Source organism: Paenibacillus sp. JJ1722 (genome assembly GCF_048282685.1).
GTDB classification, from domain to species: domain Bacteria; phylum Bacillota; class Bacilli; order Paenibacillales; family Paenibacillaceae; genus Paenibacillus; species Paenibacillus polymyxa_B.
This window is the reverse complement of sequence record NZ_CP182500.1, coordinates 3,639,832-3,659,535: the sequence shown is the minus strand read 5'-3', so window position 1 is coordinate 3,659,535 and position 19,704 is coordinate 3,639,832. Positions and strand designations below refer to the sequence as shown.

The following is a 19,704-nucleotide window of genomic DNA, read 5'->3' as shown; positions in this document are numbered from 1 at the left end:
TATCTTTTTTGTAGCCTATGCCTAAATGCTATATTTTGTACAGTGAAATAAAGAGAGTACAATAAGCTATATATAATCAATTGTTAATGGAGGAGAAACATGACTATACATTGTGATGTCGCTATTTTGGGTGGAGGAACCGGGGGATATGTAGCAGCCATTCGTGCCGCCCAGCTAGGCAAGGAAGTGGTTATCATCGAAAAGGACAAGCTTGGCGGAACCTGTCTGCACCGTGGTTGCATTCCGAGTAAAGCCTTGCTGCGCAGTGCGGAAGTATATGCGACGATTAAGGAAAGTGCACAATACGGTATTGAGACATCGGGAGCACAGCTTGTATTTCCTAAGGTTCAGGAGCGTAAGGAAGCCGTTGTGGAGCAACTGCATCAAGGCGTTCAATTTTTGATGCGTAAAAATAAAATTACGGTGCTGAGTGGTAAGGGACGTGTGATTGGTCCGTCTATATTTTCTCCAAAAAGCGGGGCAGTTGCTGTGGAACTAGAAAATGGTGAGATGGAAACGATTGTTCCTACACATCTCATTATCGCAACGGGATCACGCCCGCGTGTGCTGTCCGGACTGGAGCCAGATGGCGAATTTATCCTGAGCAGTGACGAAGCGTTAACTATGGAGGAGCTACCAGCATCCCTGATTATCGTGGGCGGTGGTGTTATTGGCGTAGAGTGGGCTTCCATGCTAAATGATTTTGGCGTGGAGGTTACGGTGGTTGAAGCCGCGAATCGACTTATTCCCACGGAAGACGAAGACGTTTCGCGTGAAATGCAGCGCTTGTTAACCAAGCGTGGTGTCAAGGTGCTGACGGGTTCACAAGTGCTGGCTAAAACATACGGCAAAGATGAGGAAGGCGTACAGATTGACGTGCAAAAAGGGGAAGAAACCGAAACCCTCAGCGCTTCCAAATTGCTCATTTCTGTAGGGCGTCAGGCAAATGTGGAAAATATCGGGCTGGAAAATACGGATATCCGCGTAGAGCGTGGCTTTATCTCGGTTAATGAGCATTTGCAGACGAATGAACCACATATTTACGCCATTGGAGATTGCATCGGCGGCTTACAACTGGCGCATGCGGCGAGCCATGAAGGTTTGCAGGCGGTTCATCATATGGCGGGCGAAGAGTTTCACAGTGTACCTAACCATCTGATTCCGCGGTGTATTTATACACGTCCTGAAGCCGCGAGCGTCGGCTTAACGGAGCAAGAAGCCCGTGAGCGTGGACATCAGGTGAAGACAGGGAAGTTCCCTTTTCAAGCTATCGGAAAATCGCTAGTATACGGCAGTCGGGACGGCTTCGTCAAAGTAGTGGCCGACGAGAAGACCAATGATATTCTCGGTGTACATATGATCGGTACGCATGTGACGGATCTGATCAGCGAGGCCGCTCTTGCGCAACTGCTGGATGCTACGCCATGGGAAGTCGGACAACTTATTCATCCGCATCCGACGTTGTCGGAGATTTTGGGAGAAGCGATGTTGGCCGTTGATGGACAGGCGATTGGCATATAAACGTTTCAAATAAATCGGTGCTTTTCTTTTTGGGGAGAAAAGGATTATAATGGGGTTAGCCAGAGTTTAGTACCAGGTTTTAAGACAAGATGGTACTAGGTACTGGAAGTAGGATGTTTGACACTTAAGGAGGTGCCTCAATGAGTTCTAAAGGCGCTGTAGACGCTGGCTTCAGACATGAACAGCTGGGACTTACTCACGGACAAGTTATTGATATGTACAGATATATGTTGCTCGCAAGAAGATTTGACGAGCGCAACATGCTCCTGCAACGGGCAGGGAAAATTAATTTCCACGTTTCTGGCATTGGACAGGAGGCGGCACAAGTAGGTGCAGCTTTCGGCCTTGACCGGGAAAAGGACTATTTTCTTCCCTATTATCGGGATTATGGATTCGTGCTTGCGGTAGGAATGACGCCGCGCGAACTAATGCTGTCGGCATTTGCCAAGGCAGATGATCCCAATAGCGGCGGTCGCCAGATGCCAGGACATTTTGGTAGTAAACGGCTGCGTATTGTGACAGGCTCCAGCCCAGTAACGACACAGGTTCCGCATGCAGTAGGTGTAGCTTTGGCTGCCAAAATGCAGAAAAAGGATTTTGTTTCGTTTGTTACGTTTGGGGAAGGCTCCAGCAATCAGGGAGATTTTCACGAAGGCTGTAACTTTGCTGGTGTACAGAAGCTGCCAGTCATCATTATGTGCGAGAACAATCAATATGCGATATCGGTTCCGATTCATAAACAGTTGGCAGGCAAGGTAAGCGACCGTGCTTTGGGATATGGTTTTCCAGGGATTCGAGTCGATGGTAATGATGCGTTTGCGGTATATGCGGCGGTGAAGGAAGCACGGGAACGTGCTGTCCGCGGTGAAGGTCCTACGCTGATCGAAGCCATGATGTACCGTCTGTCTCCTCACTCCACCTCTGATAATGATCTGGCTTACCGGACCAAGGAGGAAGTGGATGAGAACTGGGCCAAGGATGGCGTAGCCCGTATGAAAAACTACTTGATTGAATGCGGCATTTGGGATGAGGCCAAGGATGCGGATCTGTCGGCTGAGCTGCTGCTCGAAGTCAAGGAAGCGATTGAATATGCAGATAATGCGCCTTTTCCAAAGCCCGAAGATACGCTGCTGCATGTGTATGCAGATAGCGATGGGGAGGGCCGGTAACGATGGCGATTATGGAATATATTGATGCGATTCGTCTTGCCATGAAAGAAGAGATGGAGCAGGATGAAACGGTTTTTGTATTAGGTGAGGATGTCGGGGTGAAGGGCGGCGTCTTTACAACGACAAAGGGGCTTATGGACCAATTCGGTGAGCAACGTGTCATGGATACGCCATTGGCTGAGTCGGCTATTGCCGGGGTTGCGATTGGTGCAGCCATGTACGGAATGAAGCCGATTGCCGAAATGCAATATTCGGACTTCATGCTTCCGGCTACGAATCAGATTATTAGTGAAGCAGCTAAAATCCGTTACCGCTCTAACAACGATTGGAACTGTCCTGTGGTAATCCGCGCGCCAATCGGTGGTGGTATCTTTGGTGGTTTGTATCACTCTCAGTGTCCAGAATCTATCTTTTTTGGTACGCCGGGTTTGAAAATTGTTGCTCCATTTACACCTTATGACGCAAAAGGATTGTTGAAAGCAGCTATTCGTGACCCTGATCCAGTGCTGTTTTTTGAAAATAAAAAATCCTACAAGCTGATCAAGGGTGAAGTGCCTGAGGATGATTATATCGTTCCGATTGGCAAGGCTAATCTATTACGTGAGGGTGACGATATTACGGTCATCGGATATAGCCAGCCTTTGCATTTTGTCATGCAGGCTGCTGAGGAATTGGAGAAGGAAGAGGACATTACCGCACATGTTGTGGATTTGCGCACACTCCAACCGCTGGACCGCGAAGCCATTATTGAGGCTGCACGACATACAGGTAAGGTATTAATCGTGCATGAGGACAACAAAACGGGCGGCATCGGTGCCGAGGTATCGGCAATTATTAATGAGGAGTGTCTGTTCGAGCTGGATGCGCCGATTGAGCGTCTATGTGCTCCTGATGTACCAGCCATGCCGATCAGTCCACCGATGGAGAAGTTTTATATGTTAAACAAGGATAAAGTTAAGGAAGCCATGCGCCGTCTTGCAATGTATTAATAAAAGCTAGATTGGACGAAAGCATTCCAAAAGTATAGCGGGGGCAGCGGTAAAACGCGCCCTCCTATGATGTTAAGGAGTTGAAAAAAATGTCAGACCAAACACAATGGAACGACGTGACCATGCCACAATTGGCAGAATCGCTCGTATCGGCGACAATTGCCAAATGGCTCAAACAACCTGGTGAAACGGTAGAGCAATTCGAGCCGATTTGCGAGGTTATTACAGATAAAGTGAATGCAGAAATCCCATCCACATTGGACGGCATTATGGGTGATCTGTTGGCAGAGGAAGGTCAGACAGTAGCGGTAGGCGAGTTAATTTGCCGTATCCAGACGAAGTCGGCTGCACCTGCGGCGGCATCAGGATCGACACCTGTTGCACCAGCATCTCAAAGTACCGTACAAACACAATCTCAGCAGAGTGCTGGATCGGACCAGTCCATGAGAGGACGTTTTTCCCCAGCGGTGCAAACCCTGGCTGCTGAGCATAATGTCGACTTAAGCCAAGTACCAGGCACGGGCATGGGGGGAAGAATTACCCGCAAAGACGTGCTGAATTATGTGCAGCAGGGCGGCTCTGCTCCCACTGGAGTATCTGGACAGCCGACTGCGACAACATCAGGACAAGGCTCTCCTTTTGCAGGAAGACAGCAGTCTGCCACTCAGCACAGCACACCGATTCAAAATATGGACCCTGCTATTCCGGTTCGTAACAGTGGGATTCATTTGACGGAGGCTCCAAAGGCTCCTGTGATCGAAGTTGAGGGTGGCAACAATAACAGATCCGAGTATTTTATTGATGTTACACCCATTCGCAGTGCAATTGCTCGCAATATGCGACAAAGCGTTTCCGAAATTCCACATGCATGGACGACGATTGAGGTGGATGTGACCAACCTGGTAATGCTCCGCAACAAGATCAAAAACGAGTTCAAGCAAAAAGAAGGCATCAATATTACGTATCTGGCTTTCCTCATGAAAGCAGTCGTGAATGCAATCAAAGAATATCCGATCATGAATTCGGTGTGGGCTGTGGACAAAATTATCGTTAAAAGAGATATCAATATTTCGCTAGCCGTGGGTACAGAGGACTCCGTTCTTACTCCTGTTATTAAAAAAGCGGACCAGAAAAATATTGCTGGATTAGCTCGTGAAATTGACGATTTGGCACGTAAAACCCGGGAAGGCACGCTCAAACTGGACGACATGCAAGGCGGAACGTTCACTGTAAACAACACAGGCTCCTTTGGTTCGATTTTATCTTATCCGGTAATTAACTATCCGCAGGCTGCAATTCTTACCTTTGAATCCATTGTCAAAAGACCAGTGGTTATTGATGATATGATTGCGGTTCGCTCGATGGCTAATCTGTGCTTGTCGCTGGATCATCGCATTTTGGACGGAGTGATTTGCGGACGATTCCTGCAACGGGTTAAAGAAAATCTAGAAGGCTACACTTTGGATACGAAGCTGTACTAATCATCCGAACAGTGGGGGAAATGTACGGAGAGGAAGTGACAGGCCGTGAACAGACGACCGCTTGATGTAACCTATACGAATAGGATGGAATATGCCCATGCATGGGATGTCCAGAAGGAGATTGTGGGAAAGCTGGATGCGGGAGAGGCAAGAGAAACGCTTATGCTTCTCCAGCATCCACCGACCTACACGATTGGTTCTCAGCGGCATCCTGAACATTTGCTCCTCACACCAGAGCAACTGAAGGAGCAGGGAATCAGCGTCTTTCAGATTGACCGTGGGGGAGACATTACATATCATGGGCCGGGGCAGCTTGTCGGATATCCTCTACTTATGCTCGGCAACCGGGAGGCGCTGAATCTGCACGGATACCTTCGAAGTCTGGAAGAAGTGATCATCCAGTTGTTGGCATCTTATGGGGTTGAGGGAAGCCGTAAGCCTGAATATACGGGGGTATGGATCGGGAATCTAAAAATTGCGGCCATTGGCGTCAAATTCAACAAGTGTAAGCACCGTCGGGGCTTCGTAACCAGCCATGGCTTTGCCTTTAACATCAAATCAGGGATACAGCATGAGGGCTTTGAGGGCATTGTCCCGTGCGGAATTCAGGAATACGGTGTGACATCATTGGAGGACTGCATACAGAAGCCTATGTCGGTGGAGCAGATTGCGAAGGAAATTGTACCGTTCTTTGAACAGCAATTTTCATTTGCTGCGCAATGGCAAACGCATTCTTTCCAATAAAGGTAAGGCGGGCTATTGTGTATGTACACGAAAGCCCGCCTGTTTGCTTTACGTAACAGCTCGTCCACTCAAGGCTTCAATAGTGCCTTAGAGCAGCCGGATACCTTGAGCGGTATAGTTATTATAGTGGCATAATAAACGGCTCAATTACCATGAACAGCGTAGAACCAATCATAGCTGCGAGCATGATGTAGACGAAAAAACGAACCCATTTTTTGTTCGACATGTGTAACTCCTTTAGGATAGGTTTAAGTCATAGATAAGAACATCTATCCGTATTGTAGCGTAATCGGGAAAGAGAGGAAAGTTTAATGACAGTAAAAGTAGTAAAAGACCGAATCGTACAGGAATTTATGGAACTCGTACAGGTGGATAGTGAAACGAAAAATGAGCAGGAAATATCACGTGTTCTAAAAGAAAAGTTTAATGCACTCGGGCTGGAAGTAATGGAAGACGATTCTCGTGAAAGAACCGGACATGGTTCAGGCAATCTGATCGTCACCTGGAAAGCGGAAGGTGTGGAGAAAGCACCCAAATTATTTTTCACCTGCCATATGGATACCGTTACTCCGGGTAAAGGCATTAAGCCACAGTTGGGTGAGGATGGCTGGATTCGTAGTGACGGTTCAACGATTCTGGGTTCTGACGACAAGGCGGGAATTGCTGCTTTGTTCGAGGCGATTCGTGTCGTGCGCGAGCAGAATATTCCCCATGGTCAAATCCAGTTCGTGATTACAGCTGGCGAGGAATCTGGTTTAATGGGTGCACGGGCGATGAAGCCGGAAGTGCTAGATTCTGATTTCGGATATGCTTTGGATTCGAATGGTGAAGTTGGCTCTATTTGTATAGCTGCCCCAACGCAGGCACGTATTGAAATGAAGATAACTGGGAAGTCCGCTCATGCGGGGGTAAATCCCGAAGATGGCATTAGTGCCATTCAGGTCGCTTCTAAAGCCATTTCTAAAATGAAACTAGGACGGATTGATAAGGAAACGACCGCTAACATCGGCAGTTTCGAGGGCGGCGGCGCGACGAATGTGGTATGCGATTTTGTATTGATCCGTGCAGAGGCACGTAGTATTGTGCAGGAAAAGGTTAATCATCAAATCCAGCATATGCGTGAAGCGCTGGAAACCACCACACGCGAATTTGGTGCACAGGGAGAGTTCCGCAGTGAAGTCATCTATCCAGCATTCAGCTTTACGGAGCATGACGAAGTTGTACAGGTTGCGCAGCGTGCAATTCAAGGACTGGGACTGGCAACGTCGACCTTCCATTCCGGTGGTGGCTCAGATGCTAATGTATTCAACGGGCTTGGAATTCCAACGGTGAATTTGGCTGTGGGCTACCAGAACATCCATACAACAGAGGAAAAAATCAAGGCTGATGACCTGGTGAAGGTTGCTGAAGTTGTCATAGCTCTGATTCAAGAAACCACAAAATAAACTTGTATCATACACTTGCAACATACTGAAAAAAGGTTCAGGTTAAAGACAGGAACAGCGTTCCTTCGTCTTTAGACCTGAACCTTTTTTGGAACAGCTAGCGAAGCGATGGTGGCGGTAGGTCCGTGTTCCTTTTGCCACTGACGCAAGAGTGCTTGAATCTGCCAGGCTTTACCAACGATATGGAGGGTGCTTTCAGTACGGTAGCTTTTCATTTCTGCATCTCCTCATGACAGGAAGTTTGTTATCCTACCACCAGCATATGTACAAAGTGGACAAGTTAGACTAACTTTGGTGATAATTAATAAAGAAAGATAGATATGAAGGAGGAAACTTACCGATGAACGAGCAAACGAACGGACAATTGAACAATCCAACAAACGATGCACATTGCAAGCCTTATTCCAATCCTGCGCTGGAGGAAAAGACCGTGTCCACACAGCCTATTTTTGAGGGAAAGGTCATTACATTACAGGTAGACACGGTAGAGCTTCCCGACGGCTCCACTGGAAAGCGTGAGATCGTAAAGCATCCAGGTGCGGTGGCTGTTTTGGCTCTACATGAAGGGAAAATGCTGGTCGTGGACCAGTACAGACAGGCGATGGGGCGCTGTGAGGTAGAAATTCCTGCAGGTAAGCTAGAGCGGGGTGAAGACCCGATGGAAGCAGCGGGGCGTGAGCTGAGAGAAGAGACAGGTTATACTGCCAAGTCGTTGAAGCTGCTACACTCCTTTTATACCTCTCCTGGCTTTGCGGATGAAATCATCCATCTGTATGTGGCCGAAGAACTGGAGTTAGGTGAGATGGAACCGGATGAGGATGAATTTCTGGAGCTGTTTGAGGTGACGCTGGAAGAAGCACAGACGCTCATTCGTGAAGGACGGATTAGTGATGCCAAAACGATTCTGGCCGTCTATGCGTGGCAACACCGCCAACATACAGGGAGCTTCTAAGCGGATGGATGAAAATATAGTAGAACTTAACGACTACTTTGCAGACTTGCATATTCATATTGGCAGAACAGAGAAGGGAAATCCGGTCAAAATTAGTGGCAGCCGCGATCTGACCTTTGCCAACATAGCTAAGGAAGCCTCCGGTCGTAAAGGAATTGGGCTGATCGGTATCATTGACTGCCATGCACCTAATGTACAGGAGGATATTCGTACCTATTTACATACGGGTGAAATGAAGGAAATCAGCGGCGGCGGTATCGCATACCGGGATACGGTTATTCTCCTTGGCACGGAGCTGGAAATACGTGCTGAAGGTCGTCCTGAGGCGCACGTACTGGCCTATTTTCCAGATCTGGCGGCGATGGAGGATTTTACCCAATGGCTGGCCCGGCATATGAAAAATGTTAATCTTAGCTCACAACGAATCTATGCGCCGCCACGCGAGTTGCAGCAGCAAATTTACGGACGTGGAGGCATTATGGTGCCTGCGCACGTGTTTACTCCTCATAAGGGCATATACGGCAGCTCAGCGGCCCGTATGGAGGAACTGCTGGATATGGAGCTCGTTAGCGGGGTGGAGCTGGGGCTGAGCGCAGATTCATCTATGGCCGGTTTGATTTCGGAACTGGATCGCTTCAGCTTTCTCACGAATTCAGATGCCCATTCACTTGGGAAAATCGGACGAGAATACAACAAATTATCACTGGCAAAGCCGTGTTTTGATGAATTCAGAATGGCTTTGGAGCGGCGGGAAGGACGACGGGTGCGTGCCAACTACGGATTAAATCCGAAACTGGGCAAATACCATCGTTCTTACTGTCAAAGCTGCGGTACGATTATTGACGAGCAACAGATGGCGGATGAACGTTGTCCTGACTGTGGTCATACCAAGCTGGTGCGAGGTGTGCTGGATCGAATATGGAGCATTGCCGACCGTGAACAGCCCATGATCCCCTCCCATCGTCCGCCGTACATTTACCAGATTCCACTGGAGTTTATTCCAGGTCTGGGTAAAGCCAAGCTGAACCAGCTATTGGCTGCATTTGGAACAGAAATGAATATTTTACATGAGGTTACACAGGAGGAGTTAGCAGCAGTCGTCGGAAAAGTGCTGGCAGAGCAAATTGTGCTTTCACGTGAGGGGAGACTGTCGCTTGTATCCGGTGGTGGTGGAACATACGGCAAAATAGCTAAGTCCTAGTAAAGTCTTGTCCCTCTAAAGGCATATCAGCGTCTGCTTGTTCATAACCATAAATTATCTATGCCGCTGGCTTGGCACATCATTCGTGATGCTTGATCTGCAGTGAAAGCTGCCCCATTTCTAGCCATCAGCCGTCGGATTACGGTTGTTTTTTGGACAAACAAGCAGATGAAAGGGGCAGGACGCCGATGCAATGGTTTCGTCATACGTTAAAAGATCAGACGCCGTATTATGTTTTCTTGGCTGTGCTGTTTCTGGTGGGAGTCGTCTTTGGCGCACTTATGGTAAACGCACTCTCGCTGGAGCAGTTACAGGATTTGTCCCGTTACCTGAAGGATTTTTTTGTAACAGTCAATCAAAACGAACAGGGCTTCGCTGATTCGCAGGCGGCTTCGACCTTTTGGGATAGCGTATCTTTACATCTGAAATGGGTCGGCCTAATTTGGGTGTGTGGCCTTTCGGTTATTGGTCTACCGGGCATTCTTGTATTGAATTTCCTCAAGGGTGTGCTAATCGGATTTTCAGTAGGTTATATGGTGGGGCAATATTCGTGGAAAGGACTGCTATTTTCTTTGGTTTCAGTTGCTCCCCATAACCTGCTCGTCATTCCGGTACTGCTCGTCTGCAGCGTGGCTGCGATGACTTTTTCCATCCATATGATCAAAACCAAAATACTCGCTACCCGGCCGTCAGACGGGATGCTGCGTCCGTTGCTGTCTTATGCAGGATTGACTGCTGTGATGATGGTGCTTCTTATCGGTAGCGCGTCCTTTGAAACTTGGATCACCCCGGTTATGATGCAATGGGTCACTCCTATGCTGACAGCTTCCGTATCATCTTGATCCGTTTCAAAATGTTTGACTTTATTTGTATAGACCCCCTATAATAATAGGAGTGAAAAAAGTGCAGTAGGCAGTAGCTTTGCAGGGGGAGGGAGACACATGGAAGCACGGATCGAAAAAATTAAGCAGCAGCTGCAATCCCAGGGCTACAAACTAACGCCTCAGCGGGAAGCCACCGTCAGAGTTTTACTTGAGAACGAAGATGATCATCTGAGTGCGGAAGATGTATTTATGCTCGTCAAAGAGAAAGCTCCCGAAATCGGTCTGGCAACCGTATACCGTACCCTAGAACTGCTAAGTGAACTGCATGTCGTGGAGAAAATTAATTTTGGTGATGGCGTTGCGCGTTATGATTTGCGCGGCGATACAACCAAACATCACCATCACCATTTGATATGTGTGCAGTGTGGCAGTGTAGATGAAATACTGGAAGATTGGCTTGGACCATTGGAGGAGCGTCTGGAACGGGAATATAATTTTACCGTAGTGGATCATCGTTTGGACTTCCACGGTATCTGTTATCGTTGTAAGGCGAAGAACGATACGACGGCTCAGAAATCTTTGGGCAAATCCAGAAAACACAAATCTCAGGACTAAAAGCTGACTACCCAAGCTCTCACCGACGAAGATGCGTTCGGGAGAGCTTTTTTGGTTAGGAATCTGTTGTTCGAGATTAAGTGGTATAAAAAGGAATAGCTTGTCATACCCTTCCATAGAGAGTCCTAATAGGGACTATATTCTGAGGAAAAGGCGGCTGATCCACATGGTACTATCGTTGCGGAGAGGACTAAAATGGCTGCGTTTAGTAATATTGTTCGGAGTGCTGGCATGTATGTTCTTTTATAGCCTCAGGCTGTTTACAGATTGGATAACACCTGTAGATCATTACCGAATACCGGAAGGACATGCAGTTAAGGTATTTGGCGGGCAAAAAGTAAATGAAGGGTCCGAGCATCGAATAGCAGTGTTGGAACGTTTACGTTTCTTTTACTGGTATGGTGAATAGTCTAAGTAATCGGTCTTGATGAGCTTATGATATGAACGCACACGAAGAAGCAGACGCTGAGACTGAACCGTTGTATGCAGAACAAGGAGACTTTTGGAACTCATGAAAATGTACATTCAACCTTTCGTTCAATATATGGAAGAGGAAAAAGGTTTGTCGCACAGCACATTGGAAGCGTATCAACGGGACGTACAGCAGTTTGCCGAGTTCGCAGAAAGCTGTGGTATTGAGCAGCCGGATAACGTCCAACGGTCATATCTGGTACTGTATTTGGGCCGTTTGAAGGAACAGGGAAAAGCTGCGGCGACGATATCACGTAGCGTCGCCTCCATTCGCTCCTTTTTTCATTTTCTTATTCGGGAGGGAATTACGATCCACGATCCGTCCGTTCTGCTGGAGCTGCCCAAAGCGACTAAAAAGAAGCCCTCGGTGCTAACGCAGGATGAGATAGAGCGTTTGCTGGACGCGCCGGATGTGACTGCCCCGCAAGGGGTGCGAGACAAGGCGATGCTGGAGTTGCTGTATGCGACGGGCATTCGTGTATCGGAGCTGATTGCCCTAAACGTGCGTGATGTCCGCACCGATCTGCGCTTTGTGCACTGTGGCGGCGAGGCAGGCAAGGAGCGTGTTGTACCGATCAGCCGTGAGGCATCACAGTGGGCACAAGCCTACATGGACGAGCAGCGTCTATTATTGCTGAGATCCGGGCAGGGTGAAGAAGCTCAGGTAGAGCAGGAAGCCATGTTCCTGAACGTATCTGGTCAGCGTCTCAGTAGACAGGGCTTCTGGAAAATGATTAAGAAGTACGGCCAGGAAGCAGGCATAAGCGAGGATATCACGCCCCACACGTTGCGGCATTCCTTTGCGGTACATATGCTGGAGGGCGGAGCGGACTTACGCTCTGTACAGGAAATGCTGGGTCATGCTGATCTGTCAACGACGCAGGTATATGCGCAGACGGCCAGACGGAATATGAAGGAAGTATATGAAAAGCATCACCCGCACGGCGGCAACCGCACTTCTCATGAAAGCAAAGATCGAACGTAACGATACTTTGCTTTCATAGAAAATGTGATAATGACTATAACTTTACGATTGTACAAGTCAGGAGAGATATTAATGTCAACAGCCAACCAATCTACAATTCAGGAAGCAGCAGATTATATCCGTGCCAAGAGCGGAATACGTCCAGAGATTGGTCTTATTCTGGGATCAGGTCTCGGTATTCTGGCCGATTTAATTCAGGATGGAATTAGTATTCCTTATCAGGATATTCCCCATTTTCCTGTATCGACGGTAGAAGGTCACGAGGGAGAATTACTGTTAGGCACGATTGAAGGTCGCGCTGTCGTCATGATGAAAGGGCGCTTTCATATGTATGAGGGATATGGCCCGCAGCTGACGGCTTTCCCAGTTCGGGTGATGAAGCAATTGGGGATTCAAAGTCTGCTGGTGACGAATGCAGCAGGTGGTGTAAACACTTCCTACGAAGCAGGCGATCTGATGGTCATCTCGGATCATCTTAATCTGACCGGACAAAATCCATTGATCGGACCGAACGATGCTGGTCTAGGCGTTCGTTTTCCAGACATGTCGGAGGCGTACAGCCGCCGCTTGCGTGAAATTGCCAAGCAAACGGCTAACCAACAGGGCTTCAGTCTGCAAGAAGGTGTATATGCTGGATTGCTGGGGCCTAACTATGAAACGCCTGCTGAAATCGTTATGCTGCGTACACTGGGTGCAGATGCGGTGGGTATGTCGACCGTATCTGAGGTTATTGTAGCCCGTCATGCAGGTATTGAGGTACTGGGCTTCTCCTGTATCACGAATATGGCCGCAGGCATTCTGGATCAGCCTTTGTCCCATGGTGAAGTGATGGAGACGGCAGAGAAAGTACGTGAGCAATTTTTAAAACTTGTGCTAGCGATTATTCCACAAATGTAGATTGGGGATCATGTTCAACCGAAGCGGTGGACATATATCCCAAGAACCCCATATCCGATCGCCTTTTGATGGCGTGGATATGGGGTTCTTTTTTACATCAACGGTTGAGCTGAGTATGATCTCCTAATGAAGAGGGGGTGTGCTCAATGCAGTTGAATTCGCTTTTTCTGCTACAGCCAGTTTATGTCGTTCTTGCACCTTGATCACAATAACCATAAAAATGATCCAGTAAATGGCTAGCGAGTTCAGGAAACGGCTGTCCGTTATATTGTTCAATACAATAAATAGGAAAAAAACCACTGCCGTCAGCCATGTATACATATCTGCTTTGCCAATTCTGAATTTAAATAAAGTTGTTATGGCGAGTGTAATTGTTGCCAGTAGTCCTGTAAGGCCCACATCGATCCACAGATCACGGAAACCGCTATGGCTGCTTGTCAGATCAAATCGGATGCCGTTCGCATAGATACTGGGTCGGGCTGCCCAGTAGGAGCCGTAACCATGTCCGAACCAGTAATGGCTCTGAATAGCACCACCAATCCCCTGCCAGATTTCCGTTCTTCCAGTTAAGGTCGTTGTTTTTCCGAATTCCGACGCAATCGCATCTCCATAAGTAAAGGTGAGTACCAAACCCAAAAGAACGAGCAAGCAGGAACAGCTAATGAAGAAACCGCGCAACGCAATGCTTCGGATTCTCTTGAATAGCAGTATAAACAATATAAATACAAAGAGCGAAGATGTCAGTACCAAAGAGGTGGTAGATTGGCACTCGATGAGCAATAGGGCATTGAGTAAGATAAAGCCAATATGCAAAACTTTACGTTTACCCCTGAAAAAATAAATGACATGTGAAACAAAACTTAACAGAGAGAGAGTTCCAAGTGTATTTTTATGACCAGAGATGCCCTTCCATAGCCCAGTATGTTCTACTCCACCATGAATGGCAAAGGAGGGAACGAGCAAAACGGCGAGTAGATTGAGTATGCTCAAAATACTTAACGTAACGACTAAGAGGCGAATGCAGCCCTGAGTTGTATAATGGGTGACCAAATAGAGCCCAAAGGTAGAGAAGGCAAGGAATTTGAGAACCATCAGCAAGGAAGAGGTCTGTTCTTGTTCAGCCCATAAGCAGGAGGCAGCGATGTACAGCGTGAGTAGAGTCAGTAACGGATTGTCGGCTAAGGTTGCGATCAATGACTTGAGTGAAGGTAGTAGCATGGTATAGCTGAACAACAGGATAAGCACGGAAATCGTGATAACTCTGGGGGACAAACCCTGACAAGCATAAGGAATCGAAAAAGCCAGTAAACCAGCTACTGTAAGTACATGTTTCACGATTTCACCACCTAGATACATTATGTATCTATAATATACAAAACGTATCTTCTTGTACAATAATAATAAAATATTTATTTTCATTTTTCTCAAGCCTAGAGCAAGCCCTCTTGTGCATATACTCAGTCCATGCTAAGAAAATGAAGAATTCTTCGGCTTGGTCAAAAAAGGAACTTTTTACGTTTTTAAACATGGGGGTGTTCGGGTGGCGGATCATTTTACAGACCGTTTGAAGTTGAATTTGAGTGGTACGGGCAAAGAGTTAACGCCGCAGCAATTAAATGAAAATTTTAAAACCATTGAAAAAGAATTCATTGAACGAAGTGTAAACGTAAGCTGGTTTGGAGCTGCTGGTGATGGTATTCAGGATGACACGGCAGCTTTACAGGAATTGATTAATAAGACCCCCGATTATTCCATTCTTCACATCCCCAGTGGACGATACAAAATAACCTCTACCTTACAGATTCGCAAGCAGGGTGTGCGCATTTTTGGCATTCATAAGGGCAGATACCGACAAGGCAAAGGTGTTACGTCGATTGAATATTATGGTACGGGTCCTTGTTTTCAAATTGGAGATGAAAGTCTACCATCGTTTAGCGGATATCAAAATGTGCAGTTTCATGACTTATCGATCCGGTACGAGGGGGCTGACATAGGCACATTAAATAATCCGTTTTCGCAGTCAGTGAAGCGTGGATATTATGGCAAAGGTACTTTGGGTATTCAGGATTGGAAGGGTGGCGGAGTTGTCCTGGATAACGTCCTAATTGAGCATTTTGAAACGGCTTTTTGGGGCTATGAAAGTGATGTGAATTTATTTAAATGCACGGAGATTAATTACAATAAAACAGGGATTCACTTGCAGAACAGAAGTTCACAGTTTACTAGCATAGCGCTTTTTACATTGGGGAACGATACGGCATTGGATCTGAATAGCTCCAATGGGGCCAGATTTTTGGCTAGCCAGCACATTAAGGATGGAAGCTCCAATGATATTCCCATTCTAATTAATGATTTTATGAACGCTGAATTTATAGGTTGCTGGTTTGAGGGACTAAGCAGAGAGCATAAGATGACAGTGCCTTCTTTTATTCAAATTGGGGCTACCAAAGAAACAAAAAATGTGGCCTTGCGTGACTCCATTTTAGCGATAGCGGACAAATTCGATGACACCCAATCCGTATGTAACTATTTTGTGGATGTGGTCATTGGCAAAAAAGTTTTGGTGGACGAGGTGGGAGGGTATCCCCGTAATCTAAAGCAGCTTATTTCTTTCTCTGGTAGCTCTTCCACACAGCAGGTGACACTTCGCTCACATTTGGATTTTAGCTATAGCAATAATCGTTATGGCGAGAATAATGGGACAGGGCAGGCTTTGCTGCTTGTCGAGAAATACTCAAACAACGGGATTGAGCATTTGGACGAAACCTTTGTTAAAGCCTACCTGGGAGCAAGGCAAAATCTTCCCGCAGGTAGCTGGCAGAAGGTGAAGTTTAATCAAATCAACCATGATGAGCTGATCGAATTCGATGCGGTGAATAGCCGATGGCGAGCCAAGCGAGCTGGGAAATACAGAATACAAGTCTACATTTCGACCGATCCCCAAGTGGATGGCAATCGCACACGGCTGGCACTTCACCTGAATGATGAGCAGCTTACCGGAAGTTCCGCCTATGCGTATCTCGATGATAGGGTAATTGGCGGACTGAACTATAGTGCATTGAGTGGAGCTATGGAACTTAGATTGGAAGCGAATTCTTTTATTGATATACGGGTGTTCAGTCAAAATACGATGGATATTCTACCCGGTGGAGGAATCACATATCTCACTATAAGCCGAATTTAAACAATTATTTCACAGACGATAGATGTTCTGTCATTTTATATATTGGAAAATGCGCACCATGCTGACTCAGCTTGGTGCTATTTGATGTTTTTATTCATATGGAATATTTTTCTTTCATTCTGACGACAATGGTTAGCAGCACGCGAATAGGCCGGAGGGGTAAGTAAATGGGCTCCGGTGCTTTACGCCAATATGTTGAGGAGGGAACCGATTGTGAAGAAAAAAGTGGTGGCGTTCATCCTGGCTTGTCTGGTAGCCTTGACTGCCGTCCCTGTCGGCGGTTGGGCCGAAGAAAGCAGACCTGAAAGCAAACCCAAAGAGGGATCAGCGGCTGAGCTGGCTCCCGAGGCTCTCTCGGCGATCCTGATGGATGCAGATACGGGCACAGTCATCTATGAAAAAAACAGTCGTGAAAAGCTTCCTCCAGCGAGCATCACCAAGATTATGACGATGTTGCTGACAATGGAGGCTATTCAAGATGGCAAGCTCAAGCTGACCGATAAAGTTCGGGCCAGCGAATATGCGTCTTCAATGGGAGGCTCGCAAATTTTCTTGGAGCCCGGTGAAGAAATGACGGTCGATGAGATGCTGAAGGGAATTGCAATGGCTTCCGGCAACGACGCCTCTGTGGCGATGGCTGAGAAAATTGCAGGATCTGAACAGGCTTTTGTCGAGATGATGAATGCGAAGGTGCAACAGCTCGGGCTCAAGGATACGCATTTTGCCAATTGCAACGGTTTACCCGTAGAGAATCACTATTCTTCTGCGCATGATATTGCGGTTATGAGCCGAGAGTTGTTGAAATACCCGCAAATTACGAAATATACGGGAGCCTATCAGGACTATTTGCGCAAATCCTCAGTCAAACCCTTTTGGCTGGTGAATACGAATAAGCTTGTCCGTTTCTATACTGGAGCAGACGGGCTGAAAACAGGCTATACGGCAGAAGCAAAGTTCTGTCTTTCCGCTACTGCGAAGCGTGATGGCTTGCGTGTCGTAGCTGTGGTGCTCGGGGAGCCAAATACGAAGATACGCAACAATGAAGTATCTTCCATGTTCGACTATGCATTTTCTCAATATACAATGAAATCCATATACAAGCCGGGTGAATTGCTGGGCAGCGTAAAAGTTGAAAAAGGCGTATTGCCAGAGCTGAAAATTCAGGCTGACCGTTCTTACAGTGTACTGGTGAAAAAAGGTGGCAACAAACAAACGTTGCGTCATGAATTGCAACTGGCCCCAAGCCTCAAAGCTCCTGTCCGGGCTGGTGACCCAATCGGTAAGCTGGTCGTCTATCAGGATGGACAACAGCTTAAGGAGTTTAATATCACTTCGCCTGTGGCTATCGAAAAGGCCGGATGGTGGAAATTGTTTAAACGTACCATGTCGAACCTATTTTCTTTGTAGATTTTACGGGGTTTTCTTCTAGTTTTGTCGGAGGGCAGGAATCGTCTGCGGCTACGTAGAAATCCTTGTCCAAGACCGGGAGGAGAGTGAGTAAGCATGAACCTGCAAATTGAAATGGAGCATCACCGGGGGGTACTGATTGTAAGGCTGTCTGGTGAGCTTGATCACCATACGTCGGACATGGTCCGTATGCAAATGGACGAGGCGATTCAGCGCCGGCAATGCGAGCATATTGTGCTCAGCCTGAAGAATCTTCAGTTTATGGATAGCTCCGGCCTTGGCGTTATCTTGGGACGGTACAAACTGATCAAGCAAAAGGGCGGAAAAATGGCAGTCTGTGATGTCAATCCGCCAGTACACCGACTGCTGGATATGTCAGGGCTGTTCAAAATCATGCCCATATATGACAACGAGGGAAATGCGCTCACGGAACTGGAGGTTGTGTCATGAGAGAAGGCACGGGAAACAATTTCATGAGCTTGCAGTTTGCTGCCAAATCGGAGAATGAAGCATTTGCTCGTGTGGCTGTCGCGGCCTTTATTTCCAGGCTTGATCCCACAATGGATGAGCTAAGCGATTTGAAAACCGTGGTGTCTGAAGCGGTGACAAACAGTATTATTCACGGTTATGACAGCGATCCGTCAGGTGTCGTAACGATCAAAGTCGGGATTGAAGCGGACGTGATCACGTTGGTTGTTGAGGACGCAGGGCGAGGAATTGAGGATATAGAGCTAGCCAAGCAACCTCTATATACGTCCAAACCTGAATTGGAACGCTCCGGCATGGGCTTTACGATTATGGAAAATTTCATGGATGAGTTTGAAGCAGTCAGTGAGCCGGGCGGAGGCACGTCGGTCCGGATGAAGAAAAGGATTGAATCCAAGAAAGCTTTATATAATTAGGAGTTGATCCTATGGAAGCAGGAGGAAAAAAAACTTCGCACAGCTATTTGGAGGATGCGGAAGTCAAGCGGCTTATTGCACTGAGTCAATCTGGTGATAATGAGGCTCGTGAGACACTGGTCAATAGTAATATCCGGCTCGTCTGGTCTGTCGTGCAGCGCTTTATGAACCGGGGGTATGAACCTGACGATCTTTTTCAAATTGGTTGCATCGGCTTGTTAAAATCGGTGGATAAATTCGATCTCAGCTACGAAGTCAAATTTTCAACATATGCAGTACCGATGATTATCGGTGAGATTCAACGGTTTCTGCGTGATGACGGTACACTCAAGGTTAGCCGTTCCTTGAAGGAAACGGCCAATAAGGTCCGCAAAATGAAGGACGAGCTATCCAAACGACTCAACCGCCTGCCTACAGTCAAGGAAGTTGCTGATGAGCTGGGAGTGACACCGGAGGATGTTGTTTTTGCGCAGGAGGCCAATAAGCCGCCTACTTCAATTCACGAAACGGTGTTCGAAAATGACGGTGATCCGATTACACTTATGGATCAGATTGCTGACGAATCACAGGAAAGATGGTTCGACAAGCTGGCACTCAATGAGGCCATTGGCGGACTATCTGAGCGGGAGCGGTTGATTGTGTACCTGCGCTACTACCGGGATCAGACTCAATCAGAGGTTGCAAGTCGGCTTGGTATTTCTCAGGTGCAGGTATCACGGCTGGAAAAAAAGATTTTACAACTGATCCGCGATCAGATTGCCCAATAATTACAGTCAGGATCTTAGTGAAATCCTTATGCTTACGTATTACTAAAGGGTATTCCAAAGCCATTTTAATGGCAAAGGGTACTCTTTTTTGCGTGGGATAAAAGACAATACACAGAATAGGTTTCCTTGCTTTGTTCCATACTAATCGAT

The 19,704-nt window shown here is 47.2% G+C and carries 21 protein-coding genes; 18 read left to right on the top strand and 3 right to left on the bottom strand.

The window, feature by feature from the left end; translation table 11 throughout:
• Positions 1 to 99 precede the first annotated feature (99 nt).
• The 5 genes from lpdA (at position 100) to lipB (ending at position 5,904) form a co-directional block, all read left to right on the top strand.
• The gene (gene lpdA / locus ACM1ND_RS16345; RefSeq protein WP_023989230.1) at positions 100 to 1,521 is read left to right on the top strand and encodes a dihydrolipoyl dehydrogenase; all 1,422 of its coding nucleotides are present in this window, start codon (positions 100 to 102) and stop codon (positions 1,519 to 1,521) included.
• A gap of 140 nt (positions 1,522 to 1,661) precedes the next feature.
• Positions 1,662 to 2,690, top strand: coding sequence for a thiamine pyrophosphate-dependent dehydrogenase E1 component subunit alpha (locus ACM1ND_RS16340; RefSeq protein WP_418026309.1), 1,029 nt, complete (start codon positions 1,662 to 1,664; stop codon positions 2,688 to 2,690).
• A gap of 2 nt (positions 2,691 to 2,692) precedes the next feature.
• Positions 2,693 to 3,679: an alpha-ketoacid dehydrogenase subunit beta gene (locus tag ACM1ND_RS16335; RefSeq protein WP_068941564.1), complete on the top strand. Its 987-nt coding sequence runs from the start codon at positions 2,693 to 2,695 to the stop codon at positions 3,677 to 3,679.
• 89 nt (positions 3,680 to 3,768) lie between these two features.
• Positions 3,769 to 5,160, top strand: a complete 1,392-nt coding sequence (locus tag ACM1ND_RS16330) for a dihydrolipoamide acetyltransferase family protein (RefSeq protein ID WP_068941565.1) — start codon at positions 3,769 to 3,771, stop codon at positions 5,158 to 5,160.
• 45 nt (positions 5,161 to 5,205) lie between these two features.
• Complete coding sequence (gene lipB, locus ACM1ND_RS16325; protein ID WP_068941567.1) at positions 5,206 to 5,904, top strand: lipoyl(octanoyl) transferase LipB; 699 nt, start codon at positions 5,206 to 5,208, stop codon at positions 5,902 to 5,904.
• A gap of 121 nt (positions 5,905 to 6,025) precedes the next feature.
• Here the strand turns inward: lipB and prli42 are convergent, their stop codons facing one another.
• Positions 6,026 to 6,130, bottom strand: coding sequence for a stressosome-associated protein Prli42 (gene prli42, locus ACM1ND_RS16320; protein WP_023989226.1), 105 nt, complete (start codon positions 6,128 to 6,130; stop codon positions 6,026 to 6,028).
• 85 nt (positions 6,131 to 6,215) lie between these two features.
• On the opposite strand from prli42, the gene ACM1ND_RS16315 reads away from it, so the two are divergent.
• Positions 6,216 to 7,349: a tripeptidase T gene (locus ACM1ND_RS16315; RefSeq protein ID WP_279832650.1), complete on the top strand. Its 1,134-nt coding sequence runs from the start codon at positions 6,216 to 6,218 to the stop codon at positions 7,347 to 7,349.
• Positions 7,350 to 7,420: 71 nt separating this feature from the next.
• Here ACM1ND_RS16315 and mciZ read toward each other — a convergent pair whose 3' ends face one another.
• Positions 7,421 to 7,564: a Z-ring formation inhibitor MciZ gene (mciZ, locus tag ACM1ND_RS16310; protein WP_076159536.1), complete on the bottom strand. Its 144-nt coding sequence runs from the start codon at positions 7,562 to 7,564 to the stop codon at positions 7,421 to 7,423.
• A 125-nt stretch (positions 7,565 to 7,689) separates the two neighbouring features.
• Here mciZ and ACM1ND_RS16305 point away from each other — a divergent pair, with 125 nt between their 5' ends.
• The 7 genes from ACM1ND_RS16305 to ACM1ND_RS16275 all read left to right on the top strand — a co-directional run bounded on the left by ACM1ND_RS16305 (position 7,690) and on the right by ACM1ND_RS16275 (position 13,294).
• Positions 7,690 to 8,301 (top strand): NUDIX domain-containing protein, encoded by a 612-nt coding sequence (locus tag ACM1ND_RS16305; protein ID WP_076264831.1) that lies wholly within the window; start codon positions 7,690 to 7,692, stop codon positions 8,299 to 8,301.
• Positions 8,302 to 8,305: 4 nt separating this feature from the next.
• Positions 8,306 to 9,502: an endonuclease Q family protein gene (locus ACM1ND_RS16300; protein WP_075154400.1), complete on the top strand. Its 1,197-nt coding sequence runs from the start codon at positions 8,306 to 8,308 to the stop codon at positions 9,500 to 9,502.
• Positions 9,503 to 9,690: 188 nt separating this feature from the next.
• Positions 9,691 to 10,344, top strand: coding sequence for a stage II sporulation protein M (spoIIM, locus tag ACM1ND_RS16295; protein WP_023989222.1), 654 nt, complete (start codon positions 9,691 to 9,693; stop codon positions 10,342 to 10,344).
• Between the two features lie 99 nt (positions 10,345 to 10,443).
• A complete protein-coding gene (locus ACM1ND_RS16290) occupies positions 10,444 to 10,941 on the top strand; it encodes a Fur family transcriptional regulator (RefSeq protein WP_023989221.1) in 498 nt (165 codons plus the stop codon).
• 166 nt (positions 10,942 to 11,107) lie between these two features.
• A complete protein-coding gene (locus ACM1ND_RS16285; RefSeq protein ID WP_023989220.1) occupies positions 11,108 to 11,350 on the top strand; it encodes a YqzK family protein in 243 nt (80 codons plus the stop codon).
• Positions 11,351 to 11,452: 102 nt separating this feature from the next.
• The gene (xerD, locus tag ACM1ND_RS16280; protein WP_418026304.1) at positions 11,453 to 12,397 is read left to right on the top strand and encodes a site-specific tyrosine recombinase XerD; all 945 of its coding nucleotides are present in this window, start codon (positions 11,453 to 11,455) and stop codon (positions 12,395 to 12,397) included.
• A gap of 72 nt (positions 12,398 to 12,469) precedes the next feature.
• Positions 12,470 to 13,294: a purine-nucleoside phosphorylase gene (locus ACM1ND_RS16275; protein WP_023989218.1), complete on the top strand. Its 825-nt coding sequence runs from the start codon at positions 12,470 to 12,472 to the stop codon at positions 13,292 to 13,294.
• Positions 13,295 to 13,417: 123 nt separating this feature from the next.
• On the opposite strand, the gene ACM1ND_RS16270 is transcribed toward ACM1ND_RS16275, so the two are convergent.
• Entirely contained in the window at positions 13,418 to 14,629 is a 1,212-nt protein-coding gene (locus ACM1ND_RS16270) for an O-antigen ligase family protein (protein WP_028540613.1), read from the bottom strand.
• A 205-nt stretch (positions 14,630 to 14,834) separates the two neighbouring features.
• Here ACM1ND_RS16270 and ACM1ND_RS16265 point away from each other — a divergent pair, with 205 nt between their 5' ends.
• The 5 genes from ACM1ND_RS16265 (at position 14,835) to sigF (ending at position 19,554) form a co-directional block, all read left to right on the top strand.
• Positions 14,835 to 16,478, top strand: a complete 1,644-nt coding sequence (locus tag ACM1ND_RS16265; RefSeq protein ID WP_068941573.1) for a glycosyl hydrolase family 28-related protein — start codon at positions 14,835 to 14,837, stop codon at positions 16,476 to 16,478.
• A 213-nt stretch (positions 16,479 to 16,691) separates the two neighbouring features.
• Positions 16,692 to 17,885, top strand: coding sequence for a D-alanyl-D-alanine carboxypeptidase family protein (locus tag ACM1ND_RS16260; protein WP_068941575.1), 1,194 nt, complete (start codon positions 16,692 to 16,694; stop codon positions 17,883 to 17,885).
• A 96-nt stretch (positions 17,886 to 17,981) separates the two neighbouring features.
• On the top strand, positions 17,982 to 18,335 hold the full coding sequence (spoIIAA, locus tag ACM1ND_RS16255) for an anti-sigma F factor antagonist (protein WP_013310782.1): 354 nt from the start codon (positions 17,982 to 17,984) through the stop codon (positions 18,333 to 18,335).
• Positions 18,332 to 18,787 carry an anti-sigma F factor gene (spoIIAB, locus tag ACM1ND_RS16250; RefSeq protein WP_023989214.1) on the top strand — a complete coding sequence of 152 codons (456 nt, stop codon included), beginning with the start codon at positions 18,332 to 18,334 and terminating at the stop codon, positions 18,785 to 18,787. The genes spoIIAA and spoIIAB overlap by 4 nt, the downstream gene beginning before the upstream one ends.
• A gap of 11 nt (positions 18,788 to 18,798) precedes the next feature.
• Positions 18,799 to 19,554 carry an RNA polymerase sporulation sigma factor SigF gene (gene sigF / locus ACM1ND_RS16245; RefSeq protein WP_023989213.1) on the top strand — a complete coding sequence of 252 codons (756 nt, stop codon included), beginning with the start codon at positions 18,799 to 18,801 and terminating at the stop codon, positions 19,552 to 19,554.
• Positions 19,555 to 19,704 lie beyond the last annotated feature (150 nt).